The sequence below is a fragment of the Arthrobacter sp. NPDC056493 genome, from assembly GCF_042795115.1.
Taxonomy (GTDB): Bacteria; Actinomycetota; Actinomycetes; order Actinomycetales; family Micrococcaceae; genus Arthrobacter.
Genome location: NZ_JBHTSL010000014.1, coordinates 1 through 24,412, shown reverse-complemented (window position 1 = coordinate 24,412; position 24,412 = coordinate 1). Strand labels below are relative to the sequence as shown.

Sequence of the window (24,412 nt, the reverse complement as noted above, 5' to 3'; positions counted from 1 at the left end):
TTTTAGGGCGTTTCAGCTGCCAAGTACGTCACAGAACGTTGAAAATTCTGAAACAATGGCACAAGCGCCCCAGACGACACTTTTACTCAGGAGAATTCATGGACATCGAGGTATTGCGCCGCGCACCCCTTTTCGCAACGCTGGACGACGACGCGTTCCGCCTGCTCACGGACGAACTGACCGAGGTCGACCTGTCCCGCGGCGCATCCGTCTTCCGCGAAGGCGACCAGGGTGACCAGCTTTACTTCATTGTCTCCGGCAAGGTGAAGCTCGGCCGCACCTCCCCCGACGGCCGCGAATCCCTGCTGGCCATCCTTGGCCCGGGCGAGCTCTTCGGCGAGATGGCCCTGTTCGACCCGAGCCCCCGCACCGCCACGGCCACGGCCGTGTCGGAAACCCGCCTGGCCGGCCTCAAGAACGAAAGCCTGAACTCCCTGCTGCGGACCCGCCCCGAGGTCTCTGCCCAACTGCTGCAGGCACTGGCCCGCCGCCTCCGCCGCACCAACGACTCCCTCTCCGACCTGGTCTTCTCCGACGTGCCGGGCCGCGTGGCCAAGGCCCTCCTGGACCTCGCCGACCGCTTCGGCCGTCCCGCCACCGACGGCGTTCTCGTGGCACACGAGCTCACCCAGGAGGAACTGGCCCAACTGGTCGGCGCCTCCCGTGAAACCGTCAACAAGGCTCTCGCCGAGTTCGTCCAGCGCGGCTGGCTCCGCCTCGAGGCCCGCGCCGTCGTGATCTTGGACATGCAGCGCCTCCGCCAGCGCTCGCGCTAATCCGCCCTGCAGGGGCCGCCTCGTTCATCTCGGGGCGGCCTTTCGCTTTTTAACTCACCCCCGGCGGAAGGCGGCCAAAACCCGACAGGACCTGAGGAAGCGTCGGGGAAAAGGCGACGGGATCTGAGGAAGCGTTGGGGGAGATACGCACGAGCCGTGCTGCGGGCCTTCGGGTAGGAGCGCATCGCGGGGCATCGGGGTCCGGAGGTCGCTCAGCGACCGCAGGGGCCCCTATGACCCGTGTCTAAGCGACGGCGAAGGGCCGCCGCCCGGTGAAGGTGACCAAAGCGAACGCAACCCAAGCGGACGGAACCATAAGAGACGGCGAAGGTTCAGCGCTCGCGCTGGGGCTCTCCGGCTACCGTCTTTGCTGCCTCGACCTCAAGCATGAGCGTGCCGTCTTCCTCGACGAGGCGAGGCTGGTAGACGTGCGGGGTGCGCTTGTAGCTGAGGTAGGCGATGCAGCCGTTGGCCTTAGCCATCTTCTCGAGCATGATCTCGGAGCCGGGAACCATGAGCTGCCCGAGGGTGAGGCCAACGGTGTTCTCCTGGCCCAACTCGTCACCCAGGGCGGTGGTGTCACGTTCAGCAACCACCTTGGTGGCGCACACCCACCGTCCCCAGACACCCTTGCTCGCCAGGATGGAGGGCTGCTGGTTCATGGGGACGGTGGCGGCGAAATACCGGGTGTTGAAGCGCCGGTGCGCGAAGTCCGGGCTGAGCCAGTTTACGAGCGGCTTCAGCAGGTCGGTCCGAAGGGACAGGCCGCGCTTGGCCAGCTCCGCTGTGAACGACTTTTCCTGCGACGCCACCGCTTCCCGGGCCTTCATCCACTCGGCGGTGGATGTTGCCTCCACGGTGGAGGAAAGATCCGGGCCGGCCAGCAGCACGCCGGTCTCCTCGAACAGCTCGCGGACGGCGCCCACCACGTGGCGGCGCGCCAGTCCGACGTCGTCCGTTCCCATCTGTTCCGCCCAATGCTGGGGCGAAGGCCCCAGCCAGCCGACGGCGTCGTCGTCGGACGCATCCAGGGAGCCGCCCGGAAAGGCAACGACGCCCAGCGGTGACTCCCCGGGACGGTAACCGAGCCATGTTTCCAGGCCGGTGGGTGAATCCCGGAGAAGCACCACTGACGAGGCGAAACGGGGTGCGCGCGGAGTCCGTTCGCCGTGTTCGAGCCAGCTACGTGCAGCCCCTTCAAAATCGGGGGGAAGAACAAACAGCCGGCGTGCTAGGTGAGGCAAGGGAACCGACTGCTCCCTAGCTGAATTCGGCGATCAGTTCGACTTCCACGGGAGAGTCGAGGGGCAGGACTGAAACGCCGACGGCGGAGCGTGCGTGCTGGCCCGCGTCACCGAAGACCCGGCCCAGGAGCTCAGACGCGCCGTTGATGACGCCGGGCTGGCCGGTAAAGGAAGGATCGGAAGAGACGAAGCCCACAACCTTCACAATGCGCGTGATGCGGTCGAGGTCACCGATGACGCTCTTCACGGCGGCCAGGGCGTTCACGGCACAGACGGCGGCGTAGGCCTTGGCGTCTTCCGGGGACACAGTCGGCTCGTCCGAGGTTCCCTCGGTGCCGGCGGACACCTTGCCCGTAGCTTCGAGTTTGCCGTTAACAAACGGCAGCTGTCCGGACGTGTAAACGTGGTTGCCGGAGACTACGGCCGGCACGTAGGCGGCGACGGGCGCGGCAACTTCCGGGAGGGTCAGTCCGAGCTCGGCGAGACGCTGCTCGACGGCGGACGATGGCGCCAGATCAGCGCTGGAAGCGGTTTCCTGGGGGGTGGTCATGCTACTGCTTCTCCCTCTTAAGGTAGGCGACAAGGCCGTTGCCGTCGGGTCCGGGGACTACCTGAACAAGCTCCCAGCCGTCGTCTCCCCACTGGTCCAGAATCTGCTTCGTGGCGTGGATGATGAGCGGAATCGTGGCGTACTCCCATTTGGTCATGAAATAAAGCCTAATCGTTGGCGGTAAACTGGAGAACATGGCGACTCGTAAGAACCCCATATTCGACACGGCCACCACCCTCGGAAAAATTCTTGGCTTCCTTGGCGTGAGCGCTATTTGTGGTGTCCTCGTGGCCGGCCTGCTGGTTCCTGCAGCCGCCGTTTCGGGCAGCACAGCCAGCGGCTCGATCGAATTCTTTGACACCCTGCCCGCTGAACTCCAGGTGGACCCGCCCAGCCAGTCCACCAAGGTCCTGGCCGCGGACGGGAGCGTGATCGCCAACCTGTACGCGGAAAACCGCACCCGCGTTCCGCTGGACCAGATCTCCCCGTTCATGAAGGACGCGGTGATCTCCATTGAGGACAGCCGGTTCTACGAGCACGGCGGCGTGGACACCACCGGCATCCTCCGCGCCCTGGTGGCCACGGCCCGCGGCAACAAGCAGGGCGCGTCCACCATCACGCAGCAGTACGTCAACAACGTCCTCAACGCCAACCTTGAAGCATCGGGCAACTCCGATGAGGTCAAGCTCAACGGTGTCAACAAGGGCGTCGGCGACAAGCTCCGCGAAATGAAGCTCGCGATCGCCCTGGAGAAGAAATTCACCAAGGAGCAGATCCTTGAGGGCTACCTGAACATCGTCTTCTTCAACCGTGACGCGTACGGCATTGAGGCCGCCTCCAAGTTCTTCTTCAGCACCACCGCGAAGAACCTGACGCTCCCCCAGGCCGCGCTGCTTGCCGGCCTCGTGAACAGCCCGTCGGCCTTCGACCCGATCACCAACCCGGACAACGCGAAGAAGCGCCGGGACCTGGTGCTGAGCGCCATGCTCACCCACAACAAGATCACCAAGGCCCAGTACACCGCCGCAGTTGCCGCCCCCGTGACACCGAAGGTGACCCCGGCGCGGCAGGGCTGCGCCTACTCGCCCACCGCCCCCTACTTCTGCGACTACGTGCTGCACCTCCTGCTGAACAACCCGGCCTACGGTGCAGATGCGACCGAGCGCGAGAAGAAGGTGTTCCGCGGCGGTCTGACCATCAAGACCACCCTGGACCCGAAGGCGCAGAAAGCGGCGCAGGACCAGGTGAACTCTGCAGCCGGCTCGAACCCGGACAAGTGGGGCGCTGCGCTGGTGTCCGTTGAACCGGGTACGGGCAAGATCACCAACATGGCCCAGAACACCTCATGGTTTGCGGGCAAGGGCAAATTCGATTCCCAGATCAACTTCAGCGTGGACCAGTACGACGACCAGGGCAATGACCTGAACGGCCTCGGCGGCGCGCAGCCCGGCTCCACCATGAAGCCGTTCACCTTTGCCGAGTGGCTGAATGAAGGCAAATCGATGAACACCATCGTCAATGCCGCCCAGCGCCGGTACCCGCAGGACTTCCCGTGGCAGAACACCTGTTCCACTCCGACAGTGGGCTGGTATGACAGCACGAACGGCACCGAGGACCTGCAGAACGCCGAAGAGAATTACTACCGCCCCATGACCGTGCTGGACGGCCTCAAGAACTCCATCAACACCGCAACGTTCGCCTCGGCTGCGCAGCTTGACCTGTGCGGTATCCAGAAGGTCGTGGACGCCGTCGGGCTGCACGAAGGCCTGCCCATCCGCGACAAGGACACCAACGCGGTGGTGGATCCGAACCCCAAGATCACCATGACCACCATCGGTAACCTGCTGGGTTCGCGGCAGACAGCTCCGCTGACCATGGCCAGCGCCTTTGCCACGTTCTCCGACGACGGCAAGTACTGTGCCCCGATCGCCATCACCTCGGTGACCGACCAGACCGGCGCACAGCTGCCGGCGCAGTCCCCGGCCTGCCGGGACGCCCTCAAGCCCGAGGTGGCGCGCGGCGTGAACTACGCACTGCAGAAGGTCCTGAACGAGGGCTCCGGCTCCCTGATCGAGCCGCGGATCTCCACACAGACCAACTTCCCCATCGCGGCCAAGACCGGTACCTCCAACAACAACGGCTCCACCTGGGTCGTCGGACACACCACGGGCCTCGCGACGGCAGCGTGGTTCGGTGACCCGCTCGGCAGCCAGCAGCGCGCCGGCCAGAACGTGACCATCAACGGGAAGTTCTACACCGGCATCGACGGCTACATGATCGCCGGGCCGATGTTCTCCAACTTCATGTCCCAGATTGCGCCGGGCTACGGCACGGAACCCTTCCCGGAACCGCCGTCGAACCTGCTTTACGGCACCCCCCAGTTCGAGCCCACGGTCCCGAACAATCCCTCGACCGGAGGAGACACCGGCGGGAACAACGGCGCCAACACCGGTGGCAACACCGGCGGAAGCACCGGGGGCAACAGCAATAACAACAGCGGTAATAACGGAAACGGCAACGGCAATAAGGGGAACGGCTGACCGTGGCTGACCTTTCACGCGTGGCAAGCCGCGTCCGTAGCATCGGGCGCGGCTTTGCCGTCACCGCAGGCGCGGGGACGGCGGCCGCCCTCGCCGCCACGGCCTACGGGCTGTGGGAGAAGAACCAGTTCGTCATCCGCGAGGAGACCGTCCCGGTCCTCCCAGCAGGCAGGGCACCGTTCCGGATCCTGCACCTGAGCGATATCCACTTCGTACCGGGTCAGAAGGCCAAGGCCGAGTGGCTGCAGTCGCTGGCGGCACTCAGGCCGGACCTGGTGGTGAACACGGGTGACAACCTCAGCCACCCCAAGGCCGTGGACCCGCTGCTCCACGCGCTGGCGCCGCTCCTGGAATTCCCGGGTGTGTTTGTTCCTGGCTCCAACGACTACTACGCCCCCAAGCTGAAGAACCCGGCCGCCTATCTGGTGGGGCCCTCCAAGGCACGCCGCGACACCCAGGAGCTTGACTGGCCCCGCCTGCGTTCCGGCTTCGGCATGGCCGGCTGGATTGACCTGACCAATCGGCACCAGTCCGTGGTCCTGAACGGCATGCGGTTCGATTTCTCGGGCGTGGATGATCCGCACCTCAACCGCGAACGCTACGCCGGCTGGCCGCGCGGCACCCGGGGCCAGAACGCCAAGGACCACCTGCGCATCGCCGTCATCCATGCCCCCTACCAGCGGGTCCTGGACCACTTCACCGAGGACGGCGCGGACCTTCTTCTGGCCGGCCACACGCACGGCGGCCAGCTGTGCATCCCTGGGTACGGCGCCGTCGTCGCCAACTGCGACATCCCCACCTGGCGGGCCAAGGGCCTCAACGACTGGAGCAGCAACGGAAGCACGACGCCGGTCAACGTCTCGGGCGGGATCGGCACCTCGCGCTTTGCGCCGGTCCGCATCGCCTGCAGGCCCGAGGCCGTCCTGCTGACGCTCACCCCGCGCGCCTGACGTCCCGCCCGCCGCTATCCCGCCGGCTGTCGCCGGCGGGAGCTGTTGGTCCTCCGGTGACAAGTCACCTGTGAAGCGTGCCAGCCATGGCATAGGGTAGTTGCTACGGGAAACTACATCACGTTCAAGAAGCGGGCATGGCCAAGCAGAGTTCATTTTTTCGATCCGTCAGCCGTCTCTATCCGCATGTGAAGCCGGTTCTGCCGCGGCTGGTGGCAGGCCTGCTGTCCGCGCTCCTGGCCAGCGTCGTTGCCCTGGCCATCCCGCAGGTCCTGCGCGTGCTCATCAACGATTCCCTCCGGCCCGGGGCAACCTCGGACGCCGTCTGGAGCTCCGCGGCGCTGATCCTGGCCCTGGGCGTCGCCGAAGCCCTGCTGGTTGCGCTGCGCCGCACCTTCGTGATCAACCCGGCCACCACCGTAGAGACCCGGATGCGGGTCTCGCTCTACGGCCACCTCCAGGACCTCCCCGTCGCCTTCCACGACCGCTGGGGCTCGGGCCAACTGCTCTCCCGTGCCATGACTGACCTTAACTTCATCCGGCGCTGGATGGCGTTCGGGGCCATCATGCTGGTGGTGACCACACTGACGGTGGTGATCGGCGTCGTCGTCATGTTCACCATGAGCTGGCAGCTGGCGCTGATCTTCCTGGCCGCCGCGGGGCCGGTGATGGTCTACGGCTTCCGTTTCCGGACCCGATTCAGCAAGGTTGCCCGGCGCAGCCAGGACCAGGCCGGCGACCTTGCCACCACCGTTGAAGAATCCGTCCACGGCATCCGCGTGCTGAAGGCCTTCGGCCGCAGCCGCGAAGCACTGGAAACCTTTAACGGCCAGGCCGAGGAACTGCGCCAGACGGAGATCGCCAAGGCCAGGCACCAGGCCGTTTTCAGCATGGTGGTGACGCTCCTGCCCGAGCTGGCGCTGGGTGCGGGGCTGGTCACGGGCATTCTGCTGGCCGCCGGCGGCCAGCTCAGCATCGGCTCGCTCGTGGCCTTCTTCGCCACCGCCGCGGTCATCGCGGCGCCCGTGGAGTTCTCCGGGATGCTGCTGGCCATGGCGCTGACGGCGAAAACGGCGCTGGACCGGCACTTCGAGGTCATGGACTCGCAAAACACCATCACCAGCGCACCGGAACCCCGGCGCCCGGCCGACGTCAAAGGCGCGCTGAGCTTCAACAACGTGACGTTCGCGTTCGACGACGCCCCGGACAAACCCGTCCTGAAGGACGTCCGGCTGGACATCTGTCCGGGCGAGACCATGGCGCTGGTGGGCATCACCGGCAGCGGCAAGAGCGCACTGCTGCAGCTGGTGCCCCGGCTCTACGACGTCACTTCGGGTTCCATCGAGCTCGACGGCGTGGACCTGCGGCAGTTCAGCGTCGAGGAGCTCCGTACCCTCGTGGCTGTGGCCTTCGAAGACACCACCCTCTTTTCCAGCTCGGTGCGCGACAACGTGCTGCTCGGTGTCCAGGACACTGGCACCGAAACCCGGGAGGAAATCCTGGCGGAGGCCCTGGACACGGCGCAGGCGCACTTCGCCTATTCGCTGCCCGAAGGGCTGGACACCCTCATCGGCGAGGAGGGCCTCAGCCTGTCCGGCGGGCAGCGCCAGCGCCTCGCCCTGGCGCGGGCCATCGCTGCGCGGCCCTCCGTGCTGGTCCTGGACGATCCGCTGTCCGCGCTGGACGTGAACACCGAGGAGCTCGTGGAAAACCGGCTGCGGGAGGTGCTGGCCGGCACCACCACGCTCATCGTCGCCCACCGGCCGTCCACCGTTGCCCTGGCCGACAGGGTGGCGCTGCTGGAGGACGGCCGCATCGGCGCCGTCGGAACCCATACCGAACTGCTGGCCGGGAACAGCCACTACCGTTACGTGATCGCGAGCCTGGAAACGGAGCCGCGCGACCTGGACTCCGAGCTGTCGGCCCTCGACGACGCAGAGGAGGTCAGCCGGTGAGTACCACGGCATTCGGCACTGCCAACGAGGACAACGCCAACCTGAGCAGGAGCGACAGCAAAGCAGTACGACGCCGGTCACTCGCCTTGCTGGGCTCGCTGATCCGTCCGGTGCGGCTGCGGTTCTGGCTCACCATCGCCACGGTGGTCCTGTCGCAGGCGGCCCGGGTGGCCGGCCCGGCGCTGATCGCGTTCGGCATCGACCACGCGCTGCCCGCCCTCCGCGCGGGCAACAGCCTCCCTCTGGTGCTGACCGGCGTCGGCTATCTCGTCACAGCAGTGGCGGCGGCCGGCCTGACCGCCCTCTACGTGACCTCGACGGCGAAGCTCAGCCAGGCTATGCTGCTGGACCTGCGGCTGTGGGTATTCCGCCACACCCAGCGGCTCAGCCTCGAATTCCACGAAAAGTACACCTCGGGCCGGATCATCGCCCGGCAAACCTCGGACCTCGAAGCGTTGCGGGAGCTTCTGGATTCAGGAGTCAGCTCGCTCGCCTCGGGCGCCCTGTTCATGGCGTTCACCGCTGTCACCGTCTTCGCCCTCGACTGGCGCAGCGGACTGGTGGTTCTGGCCGCGGCCGTGCCCATGTTCCTCCTGGCCCGCTGGTACCAGAAGCACTCCCAGATTGCGTTCCGCCAGTCCCGGGTGGTGTCAGCCAGGCTCATCGTGCACTTCATCGAAACCATGACCGGCATCCGGGCGGTCAAGGCCTTCCGCAAGGAGCGCGAGAACGCCGGACGCTATGGCGAGCTGGCCGAGGACTACCGGCAGGCGACCGTCCGCTCCATCAACCTGAACGGCGTCTTCCAGCCTGGCCTGGTGCTGATCGGCAATGTCTGTGTCGCCGCCGTGCTGCTGTCCGGCGGCTTCCGGGTGCTGACCGGTGACCTGGCCGTGGGCGTTCTGCTGGCCCTGATGCTCTCCACGAAGCGCTTCTTCCAGCCCGTGGACCAGATGGCCATGTTCTACAACTCCTTCCAGAGCGCACAGGCCGCGCTGGAGAAGGTCTCCGGCCTGCTCGAGGAGGTCCCCACGGTGCGCCCGCCGCGGAACGCGGTGGAACTCGTCGACGCGCGCGGCGCCCTCGAATTCCGGGACGTCGAGTTCCGCTACGGCAGCGGCCCGCTCGTCATCCCCGCACTGAACCTCACCATCCCCGCGGGCCAGACCGTGGCGCTGGTGGGCCAGACGGGGGCCGGCAAGTCCACGCTGGCCAAGCTGATTGCCCGCTTCTACGACGTGTCCGCCGGCGCGGTGATGCTCGACGGCGTGGACATCCGGCAGCTCGCCACCGCGGACCTGCGGCGGAACATCGTGATGGTCACCCAGGAGGCCTTCCTGTTCAGCGGTTCCGTGGCGGACAACATCGCCCTCGGCAGGCCGGACGCCCCGCGGGAGGAGATCGAGGCGGCAGCGAAGGCCGTGGGTGCGCACGAGTTCATCATGGAGCTCCCCGAGGGGTACGACACCGACGTCAACAAGCGTGGCGGCCGCGTTTCCTCGGGCCAGCGCCAGCTGATCAGCTTTGCGCGCGCGTTCCTCGCCCGGCCGGCGGTCCTGATCCTGGATGAGGCAACGTCCTCGCTGGACATCCCCTCCGAGCGGCTCGTGCAGGGCGGTCTCGCCGGGCTGCTGCGCGGCATGGACGGCAACGGCCCGTCCGGCACCGGAACGTCCGGCGGCCGAGTGCCCCGCGGAACAGCCCGCACGGCGCTGATCATCGCCCACCGGCTGTCCACGGTGGAAACCGCGGACAGGGTGCTCGTGGTCCACGACGGACAGGTGGTGGAGGACGGAACACCCGAAGAACTGATCGGCGGCAACGGCCGCTTCGCCCGGCTGCACAGCGCCTGGAAGGACTCGCTGGTCTGAGCCCGGGCGGGCCTTCCGGGACTCGATTTCACATGTTGGCCAGGTATCGGATATCCTTGTTCAGTTGCTTTCGCAGCAACGGATCGGGATGTAGCGCAGCTTGGTAGCGCGCTTCGTTCGGGACGAAGAGGTCGCAGGTTCAAATCCTGTCATCCCGACCAAAACAGAAAGAGGGTCTCCCCAGGGGAGGCCCTCTTTCTGATTCTTCAGTTTCCGCCCAGGCTCTGGTTGGTGATGTTTGGCGTCGCCTGCCCGTCGCCGAGCAGGGGTATCTTCGGCCGGCGGGATCCGTCGTCCGGCAGGTAATCGCCGCGGCTGTCGTAGCTTTGGACCTGGTTCAGATACCGGTGGCGCAGACGCAGGCCGACGGCGAAAAGCACCATTGACTCCAGCAGCGCCGCCATGCCGATCATCCCCCAGACGAAAGTTCCGGCGTCGGCCGTTCCCGTGAACACCTCAACTATTGCGGCACCGGCCGCGGCCGCCACGATCAGTGACGTGCCGGCGATGGTCCAGAGAAAAAAGGCCCGCTGCTGGCCGTCGGTCGCTGTCCGCGTCATGGTCCCCACTCCTTAGTTACGGCTGCTGTTTTAGGTAGAAAAACGGCCCCGGAACATGATGTGCGCATGTTCCGGAGCCGTTTTCCTCATGGAAGCTGTTTACATGGGATCGGGCCAATTGCCAATGGTGGTCTCCGACACCATGGGATCAGGCCAATTGCCGATAGTGGTCTTGTTCACGTCCTTGACGCCCATCGGATCCGGCCAGTTGCCAATGGCAACCGAGGTGCCTGCGTTGTCCGCGATCGAGCCTGCAGACAGAACGGCGGGAGCCGCAGCAGAAAATGCGAGGGCCCCCGCCAGAACGGCAGCGGCTGCTATCTTCTTCAACATGTGAGAGTTCCTCAATACGAGTCGGATTCGTTACCAAGTCAGCACAGTCCTTGTTGACATACATTGTAAAATGTTTTCCACAGAGGGTGTCAAGCATTCTGTACAACGGCTGTCCGGAATAGGAGGAACCCCAGTGGGTAACGGATTCGGGGAGAAGCTCCGCGCAGAGCGGCTGGAGCGCGGACTGACCCAGGCCGAGCTGGGCAAAGACCTGTACTCCCCCAGCTACATTTCCTTGCTGGAGACCGGCCGGCGGGAACCCACAGCCGACGTCATCGAAGAGCTCGCCCGCAGGCTGGAGCTCGCGCCCAAGGCGCTCGAGGCGTGGAGCCAGCCCATCTCGGTCAGCGACGCAGAATACGTGCTGGCCGGACTGTACGCGCGGCAGGCCTGGGACCTGCGCGACTACGCCCTCGCTGCCGAGCACGCCGCCAACGCGGCCCGGATCGCCCTCGACGGCAAGAACACCAGCGCTTGGTGGAACATGACCTACATGCAGGCCGAATGCCTCATGAAGCAGGGCCAGCTCAAGGAATGCCAGAAGATCATGGAGCACCTGTCCGAGCACCCCATGGCCACCGAATCGGCCGGCCTCGGTGTCCGGGCGCGCCAGATGCTCGCCGCCCTGTGCCACGGACAGGGGCAGCTGAGCACCGCCGTCGAACATGCCGAAAAGGCGGTGGAGCTGTGTGCGCAGCTACCCAAGGGCTCAACGCTGATCATCGGCGCGCTCCGTGCGCTGATCGGTGCCCTGGCCGAGAGCGGCAGGCTGGACGAGGCCTGGAAGTACTGCCAGGACATGAACGAGCAGATGGATGAGCACTCGATGTCCCAGCTCGCCGGCGAGGTGGCCTGGGTGATCGGGAATGTCGCGTTCATGCGGCACGACTACCCGGAGGGCATCAAGCACCACGAGCGGGCCGCCAAGCTGCTCTCCCCCGCCAACGACATCGAGCTCTGGGCCCGCTTCAACAAGGCGTCAGCCGCCGTCCGTCTCTCCTCCGGAATCGTCGAGCCGGAGACCCTTTCAGCCATTGAACGGGCCGAGCTCGCGCTGTCCATTGTGGGCGGCAACAAAACCGACCAGCTGGAGGTGGCATTCATCCGCGCCCGCTGGCTCTATCTGACCGGTGACATCGTGGCAGCCGTGCAGAAGCTCCGCGACATCCACGCCGAACGCGCGGACCTGGCCCGGCACACGGCAGGCGAGGTCTCGCTGCTCCTCGGCAAGTCCCTGAAGGCCGCGGGCGAAGCTGATGAGGCGCTGGTGCACCTGGAGGAGGCGCAGAAGGAATTCAGCGCGGCCGGTGCGCCGGACCGCGTCCAGCAGGCCCTCGACGCCGTGCTGGAAATCCGTCTCGCCCAGCGCCGCGCCGCGGCAGCCGAGGCCAGCTAGGGCCCGAGGCCAGCTAGGGCCCGAAGCCAGCTGGCAGCAGGCACAAAAAGGCGCCCCTGGACTCCCGTCCCGGGGCGCCTTTTGCGTCTGCTAGCTAAACGTGCGGCCGGTCAGCTTCTCATACGCCTCGACGTAACGGGCGCGGGTGCGCTCCACGATGTCGGCCGGCAGGGCCGGCGGCGGAGTGTCGGAGGCCTTGTCCCAGCCCGATTCGGCGGACGTCAGCCAGTCCCGGACAAACTGCTTGTCGTAGGAGGGCTGCGCCTTGCCGGGCTCATAGGTGGCGGCGTCCCAGAAGCGGGAGGAGTCCGGCGTCAGGACCTCGTCGCCCAGCGTGATGGCGCCGTTCACGACGTCGTAGCCGAACTCCACCTTGGTGTCGGCCAGGATGATGCCGCGGCCGCGGGCGATCTCCTCCGCCTTGGTGTAGATGCCCAGGGTCAGCTCGCTCAGGCGCGCGGCGATGTCGTCTCCCACCATGGACACGACGGCGTCGTACGTGATGTTTTCGTCGTGCTCGCCCACCTCGGCCTTGGCGGACGGCGTGAAGATGGCGTGCTCCAGGCGGGAGCCGTCCATCAGGCCTTCCGGCAGCGGGATCTCGCAGACGGTGCCGGACTGCCGGTACTCTACGAGGCCCGAGCCCGTGAGGTAGCCGCGGGCGATGCACTCCACCGGGAACATGTCCAGCTTCTTGCAGATCATGGCCCGGCCCTCGACTGCTGCCGGCACGCCGTCCTCCGCGGTGGACGCCAGGACGTGGTGCTCAACATCCAGCTGGTCGAACCACCAGAGGCTCAGCTGGGTCAGGACCCGTCCCTTGTCCGGGATCTCGCTGCTGAGCACGTGGTCGAAGGCGCTGATGCGGTCGCTCGCCACCACCAGCACGCATTCCTGACCGAACTGCTCGTCGATGGAGTCGCTGGCCGGGACGTACAGGTCACGGACCTTGCCCGAGTAGACGTGCCTCCATCCGGGCAGCTCGGTGTGCGGGGTGTCCAGGCCGCGGGGGCCTTCCTGTTCAGCCACTGTCACGCCTTCTCTTCCGAAGCGGAGCCGGCCTTGGCAGCCGACGGGGCCGCGGCGGCGGCCGATACCTTTATTTCACCGCGTGCGGCCTTGCCTGCGATATCCGTGCGGAACTGGGCGCCTTCGAGCTGAACCAGCTCCACGCCGTCGTACGCCCTTTCCCTTGCTTCGACGAGGTCGGATCCCAGCGCAACCACGGCCAGCACGCGGCCGCCGGCGGAGACCACCTTGCCCTCGTCGTCGAGCTTGGTTCCGGCGTGGATCACGTGGACGCCGTCCAGCTCGTCCACCTTCTTGAGCCCGCGGATGCGGTCACCCATGCGCGGGGTGTCAGGGTAGTTTTCGGAGGCAACGACGACGGCGACTGCCGTGTCCTTTGACCAGCGCAGCTCTTCTGCCTGGTCCAGTTCGCCCTTGGCGGCGGACAGGAGCAGGGCACCGAGGGGCGTCTTGAGCCGGGCGAGGACGGCCTGGGTTTCGGGGTCGCCGAAGCGGACGTTGAATTCGATGACGCGGGTGCCGCGCCTGGTCAGCGCCAGGCCGACGAACAGCACGCCCACGAACGGGGTGCCGCGGCGGGCCATCTCGTCCACTGTGGGCTGGGCAATGCGGTCGATGACCTCCTGGACGAGGCCTTCGGGGGCCCAGTCGAGCGGGGTGTAGGCGCCCATGCCGCCGGTGTTGGGGCCTTCGTCGTTGTCGTAGATGCGCTTGAAGTCCTGCGCCGGGGACAGGGCCACGGTGTTGCGGCCGTCGCACAGGACGAACACGGAGACCTCGGGTCCGTCCAGGAACTCCTCGATGACGACGGTTCCGCCGGCGTCGAAGCAGCTTTGGGCGTGGGCCAGGGCATCGTTCCGGTTGTTGGTGACCACCACGCCCTTGCCGGCGGCCAGGCCGTCGTCCTTGACGACGTAGGGGGCACCGAAGGTGTCCAGCGCCGCGGCTGCCTCGTCAGCGTTGGCGGCCACCAGCGCCATGGCGGTGGGAACGCCGGCCTCGGCCATGACCTGCTTGGCGAAGGCCTTGGAGGCCTCGAGCTGGGCGGCTGCCTTGCTGGGGCCGAACACCGGGATGCCGGCGTCGCGCACGGCGTCGGAAACACCGGCGGCGAGGGGGGCTTCGGGACCAACGACCACCAGGTCGACCTCGAGCCGGGTGGCGAGCGCCGCCACTGCGTCCGGATCGTTCCCGTTGATCGCGTGCGTGGGGACGAGCTTGCTGATGCCGGCGTTGCCCGGAGCCGCGTGGACTTCCGAAACGTTGGGGTCGGCAAGGAGGGAGCGGACAATGGCGTGTTCGCGGCCACCGGGGCCAATGACAAGTACCTTCACAGTCTCCAAGGGTACTTTGTGCACCGTGCTGGCTCCTAAGCTGAGGCCCGGCCCTCAGTTGGGACCCGGCCATCCGCGTACGCACCCGCTACGAACCATGGTCATGAAGAAGCTCATGAGGTGGCTCAGCGGACCGGCTGCACTGGCGGCCCTGGCCGGGGTGGCCGCCGCCGCCGTCGTTCTTTCCGTTGCGGAACTGGCGGGGGCGTTTTTTACCGCCCGCGCCACTCCCCTGATTGCCCTGGGCTCGACGTTCATTGACTTCACGCCGCCGTGGCTGAAGGACTTCGCGATTGCGACGTTCGGCACCAATGACAAGGCTGCGCTCTTCGCAGGGATGGGCCTGACGATTGTGGTGCTGGCGTGCGTGCTCGGCGTGGTGGCGTACCGGAAGTGGGCGCTGGGCGTTGCCGGAGTGCTGTTCATGGGCGCGGTGATCGTGGCCAGCGTGGTGACCCGCGCAGGTGTCAGGCCGCTGGATGCCGTGCCCACGCTGGCGGGAACGGTGGCCGGGCTGGTGGTGCTAAGACTGCTGGTGGCGCGGCTGTGGCGGCTGCGGGCCTTTCCTGATGCTCCTGCCGACGTCGCGGCCAAGGCCCCGGAGCGCCCGGCGACCTCCCGGCGGGCCTTCTTCGCGGCCACCGGCCTCACCGTGGCTGCCGCAGGCATCGCCGCCACCGGAGGCCGGCTGCTCAGTGCCGCGCGCAGCAGTGTGGCCCAGGCACGGGAGTCCCTCCGGCTGCCGGCGCCGGCCCGGCCCGCAGCCGCCGTGCCCGCCGGAGTGCAGTCGGCGACACCCGGTGTGACGCCGTGGCTGACGCCCGGCAGGGACTTCTACCGGATCGACACCGCCCTCAGCGTCCCGGAGATCAAGGCCGAGGAGTGGGAGCTGCGCGTGCACGGGCTCGTGGAGCAGGAGGTCCGGCTCACCTTTCAGGACCTGCTCGACGCCGAGCTGATCGAGTCCCATGTGACCCTCACCTGTGTCTCCAATCCGGTAGGCGGCAACCTCGCCGGCAATGCCAAATGGCTGGGGCTTCCTATCCGCGAAGTGCTCAAGCGGGCCAGGCCCACCGCCGGCGCGGACATGGTGCTCTCCACCTCCGTCGACGGTTTCAGCGCCTCCACACCGCTGGAGGTCCTGCAGGACGGCCGCGACGCCATGCTCGCCATTGGCATGAACGGCGAGCCGCTGCCGGTGGAACACGGCTACCCCGTGCGCATGGTGGTCCCCGGACTGTACGGCTTCGTGTCCGCCACGAAGTGGGTGGTGGATCTGGAGGTGACCCGCTTCGCCGACAGCAAGGCCTACTGGACCCAGCGCGGCTGGTCGGAGCGCGGCCCCATCAAGACGATGGCCCGGGTGGAGGTGCCCAAATCCTTCGCCACGGTGCCTGCCGGGAAAGTGGCCATCGGCGGCACCGCGTGGGCTCAGACCCGGGGCATCACCAAGGTCGAGGTGCAGATCGACGGCGGGGACTGGGCCGAGGCGGTGCTCTCGGCCGAGGCTTCCGTGGACACGTGGCGGCAGTGGTCCTTCGCCTGGGACGCCAAGCCCGGCCCGCACTACATCAAGGTGCGCGCGACCGACGGGACGGGCGAGGTGCAGACGGAGAAGCGCGCCGATCCCGTGCCCGACGGCGCCTCAGGCTGGCAGTCGGTCATGGTGACGGTTGCATAGGCGGTTCAGCGGAACATTGCACGCGTTTTATCCCGCCACAAGCACCTGGGGGCTCCCGGGGAATGCCCCTACCGCACCATAGACTGGGGCCATGGCCCTAAATTCGCACGCCACGTTCACTGTGGATTCCGCCGTCGAACTCGCAGTGGTTGAACGAAGCGGATTCGTGGAGTCCCGCCATATCGGGTCGGCCGTGGTCCTCGCCGCGGACGGCCACGTGGTCACCCAGCTTGGCGACATCACCACCCCCATCATGGCCCGGTCCACGCTCAAGCCGCTCCAGGCGCTGGCGGCCATGCAGTCAGGCGTTCCGCTCCGCGGCGCCCAGGTGGCACTCGCCTGCGCCAGCCACACCGGATCACTCGACCACATGGACGTCGTCGAAGGCATGCTCAAGGCAGCGGGCGTCAAGGAGCACCAGCTGCAGTGCCCCGCCGCGTGGCCGCAGGACGAGACCGCACGGACATGGCTGACCCGGTCCGAGCGGGGCAAGTCGCGGCTGGCTTTCAACTGCTCGGGCAAGCACGCGGCGTTCCTGTGGGCGTGCACCGAAAACGGCTGGGACACCCACAGCTACCTGGAACCCAACCACCCGCTGCAGCAGCGCATCCGAACAGTGATCGAGGAGTATTCCGACGAGAAGATCGCGCACCTGGGCATCGACGGCTGCGGAGCGCCGGTTGCGGCCATTTCGCTGACGGGCCTGGCCCGCGCCTATTCCCTGCTCGCCAAGGCCCCCTCCGACAAATCCGCCAACGCCCGCGCCGCCACCATCGCAACATCCATGCTGGACTACCCATGGGCGGTCCAGGGCAGGGGTGAAGCCAACACCATCGTCATGGAGGAGCTGGACGTCATCGCCAAGATCGGCGCCGAAGGCATCCTGGTCATGGCCACGGCCCAGGGGGTCGCCGTGGCCCTCAAGATGCTCGACGGCAACCTCCGGGCCACGTCGCTCGTCGGACTGACCCTGCTGGCCGCCTGCGGGGCCGTCGACATACCGGGAGTCTCGAGCGTGCTTGAAAAGGTGGTGGAGCCGGTCCTTGGCGGCGGCCGCCCCGTCGGCAAGATCCGCCTGGGCCACGCTGTCTCGGCATTGCTGGACTAACGTACTTTGAGCTTTCAAGGAGGTTACGGTGGCTGTTGCGCGCCGCAGAATTGACCCGGCCGACGGCCAAGCGGCCCTGAACGAATGGGCGGCAGGTGCCGTCCCGCCGTCGGACGCTGCCCCGACGCTTCCGGCCGTGCCCCGTTCGGTGATCGCGACGGCGGTCCGCTACTCCCTGGAGGAGGTCACCGCCCGGGCGCCGGGGAATTCGGTGGAGGTGCGCGTGCCGCCGTTCGGCGTCACGCAGTGCGTGGAGGGTCCGCGACACACGCGCGGCACGCCCCCGAACGTCATCGAGTGCGACGCAGCCACCTGGCTGGCGATGGTGACCGGCCGGCTGAGCTGGGCGGACGCCGTCGAGGCCGGGCGCGTGGCCGCGTCCGGCCTGCGGGCAGACCTGTCCGCCCTGCTCCCCCTCTGAACCCCGCCCTATTTGTCAACAGCGGGCCGCCGGGAAGCTTTAAGAGGAAGGACCCCGTCCGGGCTGAACTGCTCAGCCCGGACGGGATCCCGCCGCCTATCTTTGGAGTTTTTGTCCATTTGTCGCGACTTTACGGGCCTCTAGCGGCCAATATCTGGACAAAAACTCCGTACGTTATTCGTGGTTGATGGCTGCCGACGGCCTGCTCATCTGAAACTCGGGCATCTCACCGGGGTTCGGGCCGCCGCGGAACTTGGGCGACGCCTGCCCGCCTCCGCTGATCCGTTCCAGTTCCTGCTCCTGGAAGTCCTCCTCCACACCGAGCATGACGGCGGAATCGTGGTTGGTGATCTCGCCGCGGAAGGCCCTGACCATGACGCTGCGGTCGAACTGGCCCTCCCACTTGGAGACCACGAAGGTTGCCACGCAGTTGCCCAGCAGGTTGACCACCACGCGCATGGAGTCCATGAGCCGGTCGGCGCCGAGGAGCAGCGCCACGCCGGCCACGGGGAAGATTCCGAGCGCGGCTGCCGTGGCCGACAGTGCCAGGAAGGACGAGCCGGGAACGCCGGCCATGCCCTTTGAGGTCAGCAGCAGGACACCGAGGGCTGCCAACTGCTGACCGAGGTCCAGATGGTGGCCGAAGGCCTGGGCGAGGAACAGCAGGGAGATGGACAGGTAGATTGCCGCACCGTCCAGGTTGAACGAGTAGCCCGTGGGAACCACCAGGCCGGTGGTGGCCCGGGAGCAGCCGGCATTCGTCAGCTTGGTCATGATGCGGGGCATCACGGCTTCCGTGGATGCGGTGCCGAGGGCCAGCAGGAATTCCTCTCGGGTGTACTTGAGGAACTGCCACAGCGGAACCCGGGCGAAGCTCCAGGCCACGAGGAACAGGAGCCCGATGAACACCACCGCGGCTCCATAGCAGGCGGCAATCAGCATCGCGTAGGTGCCCAGGGTGTCCAGCCCGTATTGGCCGATGATGAAGGCCATCGCGCCGAAGGCACCGATCGGCGCGACTTTCATGATCCAGGACATGATCTTGAAAACGAGCTCGAGGACGGTCTCCATGAGGCTGACGACCGGCAGGCAACGCTCGCGGCCGATGACCACGATCGCGGCGCCGAAGAACACGGAGAAGAAGAGGACCTGTAGCAGGCTGTTGTTGGCGAACGCGCCGATGACGCTAGTGGGGATGACGTCCAGGATGAACGCCGCTGCGTCCTTCGGCACGGCGTGGCCGGTCTTGGCGTCGAGAGCCTCCTGGGACAGGGTGCTCGGATCGATGTTCAGACCTGCTCCGGGCTGGACCAGGTTGCCGACAATCAGGCCGAAGACCAGGGCGAAAAGTGTGGCCGCTGTGAAGTAGAGAAGGGCCTTGACTCCTACCCTTCCGACCGCCTTGACGTCGCCAACGGCTGAGATTCCCGTAACGATCACGAGGAAGATCAGCGGCGCGATGATCATCTTGATGAGCTGGATGAAGCCGTCACCGAGCGGCCTCAGTTGAGCGCCTAGGTCCGGCCAGAAATGCCCGATGAGGACACCTGCCACGACGGCGATCAGAATTTGGAAGAAGAGCGACCTGTACAGGGGCTTCTTCTTCGACGGCGCCGAACTCGCCTTCAGCGCCGAGGAATCTGGGATCTTCATTGATCTGTACCTATCAATTGGGAACAGCCCCGGATCGGGGTCTGTTTCCAACGTAACCCCGGTCACACGATTCCGCAAGAGGAAATTAAGTTTTCACGATGCGGAACTGCATTTGCCGGTCACAATTGAGTTTTTGTCCACTTGTTGGGACTTGGGGGCTCTCCAGCGGCGGATATCTGGACAAAAACTCCTCACCGCTGCCAGCCCTGCTTGCCCAGCGCCTGCCGCACGCGCGAGACGACCCAGTCCCGCCCGTGGCCCATGTCGACACTGTTGATTTTGACCTGGCGCCAACCCGCATCCGTCACGCGCTGGTCCCGGTAGGCATCCAGCGCCTGCTGCTCCGGGGTCAGGTGATGGAGCCCCTCATACTCGATGCACGTCCGGAACCTCGGGCAGCCCAAGTCCGTCCAGACCGGCCTGTTGAGCACGTCGTCCACGCGGCAGTTCGGCGTGAACTCCGGAAGACCGGCGTCGTCCAGCAGCAGACGGAGCTTGCTTTCCGGCGGCGAGTCGACGCCTACACGGAGCAGGTCGAGGGCAAGCCTTGCCTTCCGCACGCCATGGATAGCATTGGCGCCGTCCACGAACGCCCGCAGCTCGGCCAGCGGCACCATGGCGATCTTGGGCGGCCCGAAATGGCGGGCGTGTTCACTGACAATGGCGTCGCCGGCCACCACAAGGTCATCGATGGGCAGGACCGAGCCGAGGTCCACCCACGTCCGGGCGACGGAAGTCAGGCGCAGGCCGTCGATCTCCACGAGGTCGCCCTCGCGGACCTTGAGGCGGTGCCCGGCGATGCCGCGGCGGCGCGGAAGCGTGCCGCCGCGCTCCCTGGCGAGGTGAAGGAACCGCCCGGGCTCCCGGAAATGCGGTCCGCTTTTCTTGCCCCAGGGCACAGGTTCGACGACGGCGGTCACCGGCCCGCCGTCGTCGGGCCTGAACTCCGCCCACGGCGGCAGCGGAACGCCGTGGATTTCCGCTGCGGTGACCAGGCTCGCGAAGACATCGGCACCAAGGGCTGTGTGCGAGCGGACGAGCGCGGGGAGGTCGGGACCGCATGACCTGGGCACGCGGATGCCCCTGCTTGGGCGGTGCAAATCGCGGGCGAAGAGCCTGCTGCCGGGGACGCCTGCGACGGCCGCCTCGGGAACGGCGAACGGCCGGCCACGGATTTCCTCGGGCAGCGGTAACAATCTGGTCATGCTCCATTGAGGCATCAAATGGAGGCCCGCGGGACGTTATCCACAGGCGGGACTTCGGGTGGCGAGTTTTTGTCCAGATATTCGCCGCTCAGGGCCGGCAAAGTCGCGATATGTGGACAAAAACTCGAAGAGAAGGGCGGTCGGGCGGAAGGAAGGGAGGGGGGCTGACGGAAGGGTGGTCGGACGGAACTAGCCGCGGCCGATGAAGGGCATTCCGGCGGCCGTGATGACCACCGAGCCCACGCTCGCAGACGGCGGCATCCCGGCCATCATCAGCACCGCCCTGGCCGCGTCCTCCACCGGGAACATCGGTTCCACCCTGCGGCTTCCGTCGGCCTGGAGCGCCCCGGAGCCAACCCCGATGGTGTCCATGATTTCCGTAGCCGTGTTGCCGATATCGATCTGCCCGCAGGTGATGCCGAACTCCCGGCCGTCCAGCTCGATGCTCTTGGTCAGACCCGTCATGGCGTGCTTGGTGACGGCGTAGGCAACGGTGCGCGGCCGGGGCGAGTGGGCCGAGATGGAGCCGTTGTTGATGATCCGGCCGCCCTGGGGCGACTGCGCCTTCATGGCCCGGACAGCCGCCCCGGCGCACAGCACCGAGCCGGTCAGGTTCACGGCCACGGTGGCCTCCCAGTCCGCAAGGCTGATCTCATCCACCGACGCCGCCGGGCCGAAGACGCCGGCGTTGTTGAACAGGACGTCCACCCGGCCCCAGCGCCGGAGGACAGCGGCGAAAAGGCGCTCGACGTCGTCGGGCACGGTGACATCGCACGGCACGGCCAGCGCCTCCGGATGGCCGTCTGCTGTTTCCAGGAGCTGTGGCTCACGGCGGCCTGCCAGGGCCACCCGGTATCCGTCCGCCAGCATCTGCCGGGCAACCGCGCGCCCGATGCCGGAACCGGCACCGGTGACGACGGCGACCCGTCCCGGAGTGGGTGGAACGGTCATGCTGCTTCTCCTGTTGTTGCTGGGCTAATGGACGACGGGAACGTTGTTCCCCGCCAGCGGCCAGCCTATGACGTTCTTGGGCCGCGGCGTGGCGTACGTCCGCACCTTGGACGTGGAAAGCTGCATCCGGACCAGGGATTCGGCGATGGTCACGGCGGCCGCAACGCCGTCGACGACGGGCACTCCGGCGCGCTGCCGGATCTGTTCGTCCAGGCCGGCCATGCCGCCGCAGCCCAGGACGATCACCTCGGCCTTGTCCTCCCGGACGGCGAGCAGCGCCTGGCTGATGATGGCCTCGACAGCCCGCTCCGGCTCCTCCTCCAGTTCCAGCACGGCCATGCCGCTGGCCCGGACGGAAGCGCAGCGCGCGTCGAGGCCGGCCAGCTTCAGCCGGTCCTCGATGAGCGGCACCGCACGGTCCAGGGTGGTGACCACGGAATACTTGTGGCCCAGGAACATGGCCGTGCTGGCCGCCGCCTCGGTGATGTCGACGACGGGCACGTCCAGCAGCTCCTGGAGGCCCTCCCGGCCGTGCTCGCCGTAGCCGGCCTGGACGACGGCGTCGAACGGTTCGGGGTAGTTGACCACGCGGTCCATCACGGCGATCGCGGCCAGGTAGCTCTCGAAGTTGCCTTCGCAGGAGTCGGCGCCGAAGCGCGGCGTGATCCCTATGATCTCGGTGCCGGGCGCCGCGATGCTGCGGGCCTGGGCGGCGATGGAGTCGGTCATGGACTGGGTGGTGTTGACGTTCGCGACGAGTATGCGCATGGGTGTCCTTCTGGAGGGTTGGTTGGCCCAACTGACTCGCAGTAGATGTCGTTTTGGAGGCCCAGAACGACATCTATTGCGAGTCAGTTGGGTTAGCCGTTAGTGGGTGCTGGCGACGGCGATCGTTTCGCCGTCGACGTCCTCAAAGCGCTGCCTGCGGTCGGCGATCACGTAGTAGCTCAGCGCACCGACGCCGGCACCGAAGAACCAGGCAAACGGTGCGGCCGCCTCGAAGACGGGGAGGAAAGCGACCATGATGGCCAGGACGGCCGCCGGTACCAGCGCGATGATGGCCCGCGGGTTGACGCCCCGCTTGTAGAAGTAGGCTCCGGACGGGTTCTCGGTGTAGAGCTCGGGGACGTTGACCTTTCCGCGGCGGAGCAGCCAGTAGTCGGCCATGACCACGCCGAACAGGGGTCCGAGCAGTGCACCCAGTCCGCCCAGGAAGTACACGATGACGAGCGGGTTGTTGTACAGGTTCCACGGCAGGATGACCAGGCCGATGGTGCCGCTCACCCAGGCTGCCCGGCGGAAGTTGAGCCGCTTGGGGAAGAGGTTGGTGAGGGCATACACGGGGGCGACGAAGTTGGCCATCAGGTTGACCGCGACGGTCAGGATGAGGATCGCGAGGCAGGCCAGGACCAGGAACAGCGTGTTGGGGATGCTCTGGACGATGTCCGACGGCGTTTCGATGATGGTGCCGTTGATCTTGTACTGCCCGCCAGCCAGGACCACCACGATGGCGCCGAAGAGGAGCATGTTGATCGGGATGCCCCAGAAGTTGCCGCGAACGATCGATTTCTTGGACACGGCGGAGCGGGTGAAGTCGCAGAAGTTCAGGACGAATGTTCCGTAGATGGACACCCAGAGGGCGCCTCCGGCGAAGATGGTCCGCCACATCTCGCCGCCTTCGAGGCCCCGGATTCCGGTCCACTGGACCGAGCCCTGTGCCTCGGTGAACACCCAAATGGCCAGCAGGACCATTGTCAGCAGGATGATGGGACCGGCGAAGGCCTCGTATTTGCGGATCATCTCCATGCCGAAGCTGACGATCACGAGCTGCACAATCCACAGCCCCACAAAGGAGATCCATCCCAGCGTGGACAGGCCGAGAATGGAGTTCGTGTCGAGTTCGTGGAGTGACGGAGCCATGGCCACCAGCATGACCCGGAGCACCACCGAGGCCAGGAACGTCTGGATTCCGAACCACGCCACAGCTACCGCGCCGCGGATCAGGCTGGCGAGCTGGGCGCCGCGGATGCCAAAGCTGATGCGGCTCATGACAGGAAACGGAACGCCTGTTTTCTGCCCCATGAAACCTGAGAAGCTGAGGAGCACGAAGAGCAGGGCGGCGCCGATGGCCAGGGCCGTCAGAATCTGCCAGCCCCCGAGGCCAAGGGAAAAGAGTCCGACGGCGAACGCATAGTTCCCGAGGCTGTGCACGTCGTTCGCCCAGAGGGTGAAGATGCTGTAGGCCGTCCAGCGGCGCCCTTGCCGCTTGGTGGGTGCGAGGTCGGTGTTGTAGAGGCTGGGGCTGATGTCGCGGCCGGCTGCGGCGCTGGCCGCTTCGAACAGGGCGTCGGCACCGGCGGCGGGATGGACCGGCTGGGCCGACAGCGGCGTCGGCCCGTCCGTTTCGACGCCGACAGAGGGGGTCGTCTGCATCTGGTTCTCCAGTTTCTGGGATTTTCGCGGTGGTGAGCCCTCGATCGGACGATCCTGGATCATCGGATTATCGCTGTTATTCCACATCGCGAAATAAACTTGTTGAATGGTGAAATCATAGTATGACCTGGATCACCTTCGGGTCAAGATGCGGCCCAGCCCTCGGCGGTCACAATCGGGCCATTCGGCCGGGGGCCCGGTCGGCACCGCCAGGACTCGCGCCAGCGTTTGACCCAGATCCGGTGCGCCGGATAATCTCGAATGGCAAGAATGTTTTCTCACAATACGAAAACATGAGCCCAACATTCAAAGATGAAACGAGGCTGCCGTGGCTGCAGGAGAAGATACCTCCCATATCCTCAGCGGGTTGACTAACCAGCTGCCTGATCGTGATCCGGAAGAGACCGCCGAGTGGGTTGAGT

At 66.5% G+C, this 24,412-nt stretch carries 21 protein-coding genes and 1 tRNA gene; 10 read left to right on the top strand and 12 right to left on the bottom strand.

All coding sequences use genetic code 11. The features are described 5' to 3' along the window. Positions 1-98 precede the first annotated feature (98 nt). Positions 99-776 (top strand): Crp/Fnr family transcriptional regulator, encoded by a 678-nt coding sequence (locus ACFQ50_RS08430; RefSeq protein ID WP_003797871.1) that lies wholly within the window; start codon positions 99-101, stop codon positions 774-776. Between the two features lie 332 nt (positions 777-1,108). Here ACFQ50_RS08430 and ACFQ50_RS08425 read toward each other — a convergent pair whose 3' ends face one another. From ACFQ50_RS08425 to ACFQ50_RS08415, 3 genes are read right to left on the bottom strand one after another with little or no spacing between them, the layout of a single operon-like run. Further along, entirely contained in the window at positions 1,109-2,020 is a 912-nt protein-coding gene (locus ACFQ50_RS08425) for an NUDIX hydrolase (RefSeq protein WP_377995072.1), read from the bottom strand. Positions 2,021-2,036: 16 nt separating this feature from the next. Continuing rightward, positions 2,037-2,570 (bottom strand): RidA family protein, encoded by a 534-nt coding sequence (locus ACFQ50_RS08420; protein ID WP_377995071.1) that lies wholly within the window; start codon positions 2,568-2,570, stop codon positions 2,037-2,039. Position 2,571: 1 nt separating this feature from the next. Continuing rightward, positions 2,572-2,727, bottom strand: coding sequence for a DUF4177 domain-containing protein (locus ACFQ50_RS08415; RefSeq protein WP_003797879.1), 156 nt, complete (start codon positions 2,725-2,727; stop codon positions 2,572-2,574). Positions 2,728-2,764: 37 nt separating this feature from the next. On the opposite strand from ACFQ50_RS08415, the gene ACFQ50_RS08410 reads away from it, so the two are divergent. The 5 genes from ACFQ50_RS08410 to ACFQ50_RS08390 all read left to right on the top strand — a co-directional run bounded on the left by ACFQ50_RS08410 (position 2,765) and on the right by ACFQ50_RS08390 (position 10,047). Next, a complete protein-coding gene (locus tag ACFQ50_RS08410; protein WP_377995070.1) occupies positions 2,765-5,110 on the top strand; it encodes a transglycosylase domain-containing protein in 2,346 nt (781 codons plus the stop codon). A 2-nt stretch (positions 5,111-5,112) separates the two neighbouring features. After that, positions 5,113-6,060, top strand: a complete 948-nt coding sequence (locus ACFQ50_RS08405; protein WP_377995069.1) for a metallophosphoesterase — start codon at positions 5,113-5,115, stop codon at positions 6,058-6,060. 137 nt (positions 6,061-6,197) lie between these two features. After that, positions 6,198-8,015 (top strand): ABC transporter ATP-binding protein, encoded by a 1,818-nt coding sequence (locus ACFQ50_RS08400; protein WP_377995068.1) that lies wholly within the window; start codon positions 6,198-6,200, stop codon positions 8,013-8,015. Then, positions 8,012-9,886: an ABC transporter ATP-binding protein gene (locus ACFQ50_RS08395; RefSeq protein WP_377995067.1), complete on the top strand. Its 1,875-nt coding sequence runs from the start codon at positions 8,012-8,014 to the stop codon at positions 9,884-9,886. Before ACFQ50_RS08400 ends, ACFQ50_RS08395 begins: the two co-directional genes overlap by 4 nt. 84 nt (positions 9,887-9,970) lie before the next feature. Then, positions 9,971-10,047, top strand: a tRNA-Pro gene (locus tag ACFQ50_RS08390). 45 nt (positions 10,048-10,092) lie between these two features. Here ACFQ50_RS08390 and ACFQ50_RS08385 read toward each other — a convergent pair. Continuing rightward, the gene (locus ACFQ50_RS08385) at positions 10,093-10,446 is read right to left on the bottom strand and encodes a hypothetical protein (protein WP_377995066.1); all 354 of its coding nucleotides are present in this window, start codon (positions 10,444-10,446) and stop codon (positions 10,093-10,095) included. Between the two features lie 99 nt (positions 10,447-10,545). Next, positions 10,546-10,779, bottom strand: coding sequence for a hypothetical protein (locus tag ACFQ50_RS08380; RefSeq protein WP_377995065.1), 234 nt, complete (start codon positions 10,777-10,779; stop codon positions 10,546-10,548). A gap of 133 nt (positions 10,780-10,912) precedes the next feature. On the opposite strand from ACFQ50_RS08380, the gene ACFQ50_RS08375 reads away from it, so the two are divergent. Then, a complete protein-coding gene (locus tag ACFQ50_RS08375; protein WP_377995064.1) occupies positions 10,913-12,175 on the top strand; it encodes a helix-turn-helix domain-containing protein in 1,263 nt (420 codons plus the stop codon). Positions 12,176-12,265: 90 nt separating this feature from the next. Here the strand turns inward: ACFQ50_RS08375 and ACFQ50_RS08370 are convergent, their stop codons facing one another. After that, positions 12,266-13,204 (bottom strand): phosphoribosylaminoimidazolesuccinocarboxamide synthase, encoded by a 939-nt coding sequence (locus ACFQ50_RS08370; RefSeq protein ID WP_377995063.1) that lies wholly within the window; start codon positions 13,202-13,204, stop codon positions 12,266-12,268. A gap of 2 nt (positions 13,205-13,206) precedes the next feature. Then, on the bottom strand, positions 13,207-14,538 hold the full coding sequence (gene purD / locus ACFQ50_RS08365) for a phosphoribosylamine--glycine ligase (protein ID WP_377995120.1): 1,332 nt from the start codon (positions 14,536-14,538) through the stop codon (positions 13,207-13,209). A gap of 103 nt (positions 14,539-14,641) precedes the next feature. Between purD and ACFQ50_RS08360 the strand changes: the two genes are divergently transcribed. The 3 genes from ACFQ50_RS08360 (at position 14,642) to ACFQ50_RS08350 (ending at position 17,748) form a co-directional block, all read left to right on the top strand. Continuing rightward, positions 14,642-16,219: a molybdopterin-dependent oxidoreductase gene (locus tag ACFQ50_RS08360; RefSeq protein ID WP_377995062.1), complete on the top strand. Its 1,578-nt coding sequence runs from the start codon at positions 14,642-14,644 to the stop codon at positions 16,217-16,219. 91 nt (positions 16,220-16,310) lie between these two features. Further along, complete coding sequence (locus tag ACFQ50_RS08355; protein WP_377995061.1) at positions 16,311-17,327, top strand: asparaginase; 1,017 nt, start codon at positions 16,311-16,313, stop codon at positions 17,325-17,327. A 28-nt stretch (positions 17,328-17,355) separates the two neighbouring features. Continuing rightward, positions 17,356-17,748: a sterol carrier family protein gene (locus ACFQ50_RS08350; RefSeq protein ID WP_377995060.1), complete on the top strand. Its 393-nt coding sequence runs from the start codon at positions 17,356-17,358 to the stop codon at positions 17,746-17,748. A gap of 174 nt (positions 17,749-17,922) precedes the next feature. On the opposite strand, the gene ACFQ50_RS08345 is transcribed toward ACFQ50_RS08350, so the two are convergent. The 5 genes from ACFQ50_RS08345 to ACFQ50_RS08325 form a co-directional block, all read right to left on the bottom strand. Then, positions 17,923-19,401 carry a cation:dicarboxylate symporter family transporter gene (locus ACFQ50_RS08345; protein ID WP_377995059.1) on the bottom strand — a complete coding sequence of 493 codons (1,479 nt, stop codon included), beginning with the start codon at positions 19,399-19,401 and terminating at the stop codon, positions 17,923-17,925. 191 nt (positions 19,402-19,592) lie between these two features. After that, complete coding sequence (locus tag ACFQ50_RS08340) at positions 19,593-20,606, bottom strand: endonuclease domain-containing protein (protein ID WP_377995058.1); 1,014 nt, start codon at positions 20,604-20,606, stop codon at positions 19,593-19,595. Positions 20,607-20,795: 189 nt separating this feature from the next. Next, positions 20,796-21,557: an SDR family oxidoreductase gene (locus tag ACFQ50_RS08335; RefSeq protein WP_377995057.1), complete on the bottom strand. Its 762-nt coding sequence runs from the start codon at positions 21,555-21,557 to the stop codon at positions 20,796-20,798. A 24-nt stretch (positions 21,558-21,581) separates the two neighbouring features. Further along, positions 21,582-22,325 (bottom strand): aspartate/glutamate racemase family protein, encoded by a 744-nt coding sequence (locus tag ACFQ50_RS08330; RefSeq protein ID WP_377995056.1) that lies wholly within the window; start codon positions 22,323-22,325, stop codon positions 21,582-21,584. A 99-nt stretch (positions 22,326-22,424) separates the two neighbouring features. Then, positions 22,425-23,990, bottom strand: a complete 1,566-nt coding sequence (locus tag ACFQ50_RS08325; RefSeq protein WP_377995055.1) for an NCS1 family nucleobase:cation symporter-1 — start codon at positions 23,988-23,990, stop codon at positions 22,425-22,427. Between the last annotated feature and the right edge of the window lie 422 nt (positions 23,991-24,412).

What these genes read in the sequence shown, in the direction of transcription:
- ACFQ50_RS08430 (WP_003797871.1), top strand. Translation starts at nt 99, where the DNA reads ATGGACATCGAGGTATTGCGCCGCGCACCCCTTTTCGCAACGCTGGAC.
- ACFQ50_RS08420 (WP_377995071.1), bottom strand. Translation starts at nt 2,570, where the DNA reads ATGACCACCCCCCAGGAAACCGCTTCCAGCGCTGATCTGGCGCCATCG.
- ACFQ50_RS08415 (WP_003797879.1), bottom strand. Translation starts at nt 2,727, where the DNA reads ATGACCAAATGGGAGTACGCCACGATTCCGCTCATCATCCACGCCACG.
- ACFQ50_RS08410 (WP_377995070.1), top strand. Translation starts at nt 2,765, where the DNA reads ATGGCGACTCGTAAGAACCCCATATTCGACACGGCCACCACCCTCGGA.
- ACFQ50_RS08400 (WP_377995068.1), top strand. Translation starts at nt 6,198, where the DNA reads ATGGCCAAGCAGAGTTCATTTTTTCGATCCGTCAGCCGTCTCTATCCG.
- ACFQ50_RS08385 (WP_377995066.1), bottom strand. Translation starts at nt 10,446, where the DNA reads ATGACGCGGACAGCGACCGACGGCCAGCAGCGGGCCTTTTTTCTCTGG.
- ACFQ50_RS08380 (WP_377995065.1), bottom strand. Translation starts at nt 10,779, where the DNA reads ATGTTGAAGAAGATAGCAGCCGCTGCCGTTCTGGCGGGGGCCCTCGCA.
- ACFQ50_RS08360 (WP_377995062.1), top strand. Translation starts at nt 14,642, where the DNA reads ATGAAGAAGCTCATGAGGTGGCTCAGCGGACCGGCTGCACTGGCGGCC.
- ACFQ50_RS08355 (WP_377995061.1), top strand. Translation starts at nt 16,311, where the DNA reads ATGGCCCTAAATTCGCACGCCACGTTCACTGTGGATTCCGCCGTCGAA.
- ACFQ50_RS08345 (WP_377995059.1), bottom strand. Translation starts at nt 19,401, where the DNA reads ATGAAGATCCCAGATTCCTCGGCGCTGAAGGCGAGTTCGGCGCCGTCG.
- ACFQ50_RS08340 (WP_377995058.1), bottom strand. Translation starts at nt 20,606, where the DNA reads ATGACCAGATTGTTACCGCTGCCCGAGGAAATCCGTGGCCGGCCGTTC.
- ACFQ50_RS08335 (WP_377995057.1), bottom strand. Translation starts at nt 21,557, where the DNA reads ATGACCGTTCCACCCACTCCGGGACGGGTCGCCGTCGTCACCGGTGCC.
- ACFQ50_RS08330 (WP_377995056.1), bottom strand. Translation starts at nt 22,325, where the DNA reads ATGCGCATACTCGTCGCGAACGTCAACACCACCCAGTCCATGACCGAC.
- ACFQ50_RS08325 (WP_377995055.1), bottom strand. Translation starts at nt 23,990, where the DNA reads ATGCAGACGACCCCCTCTGTCGGCGTCGAAACGGACGGGCCGACGCCG.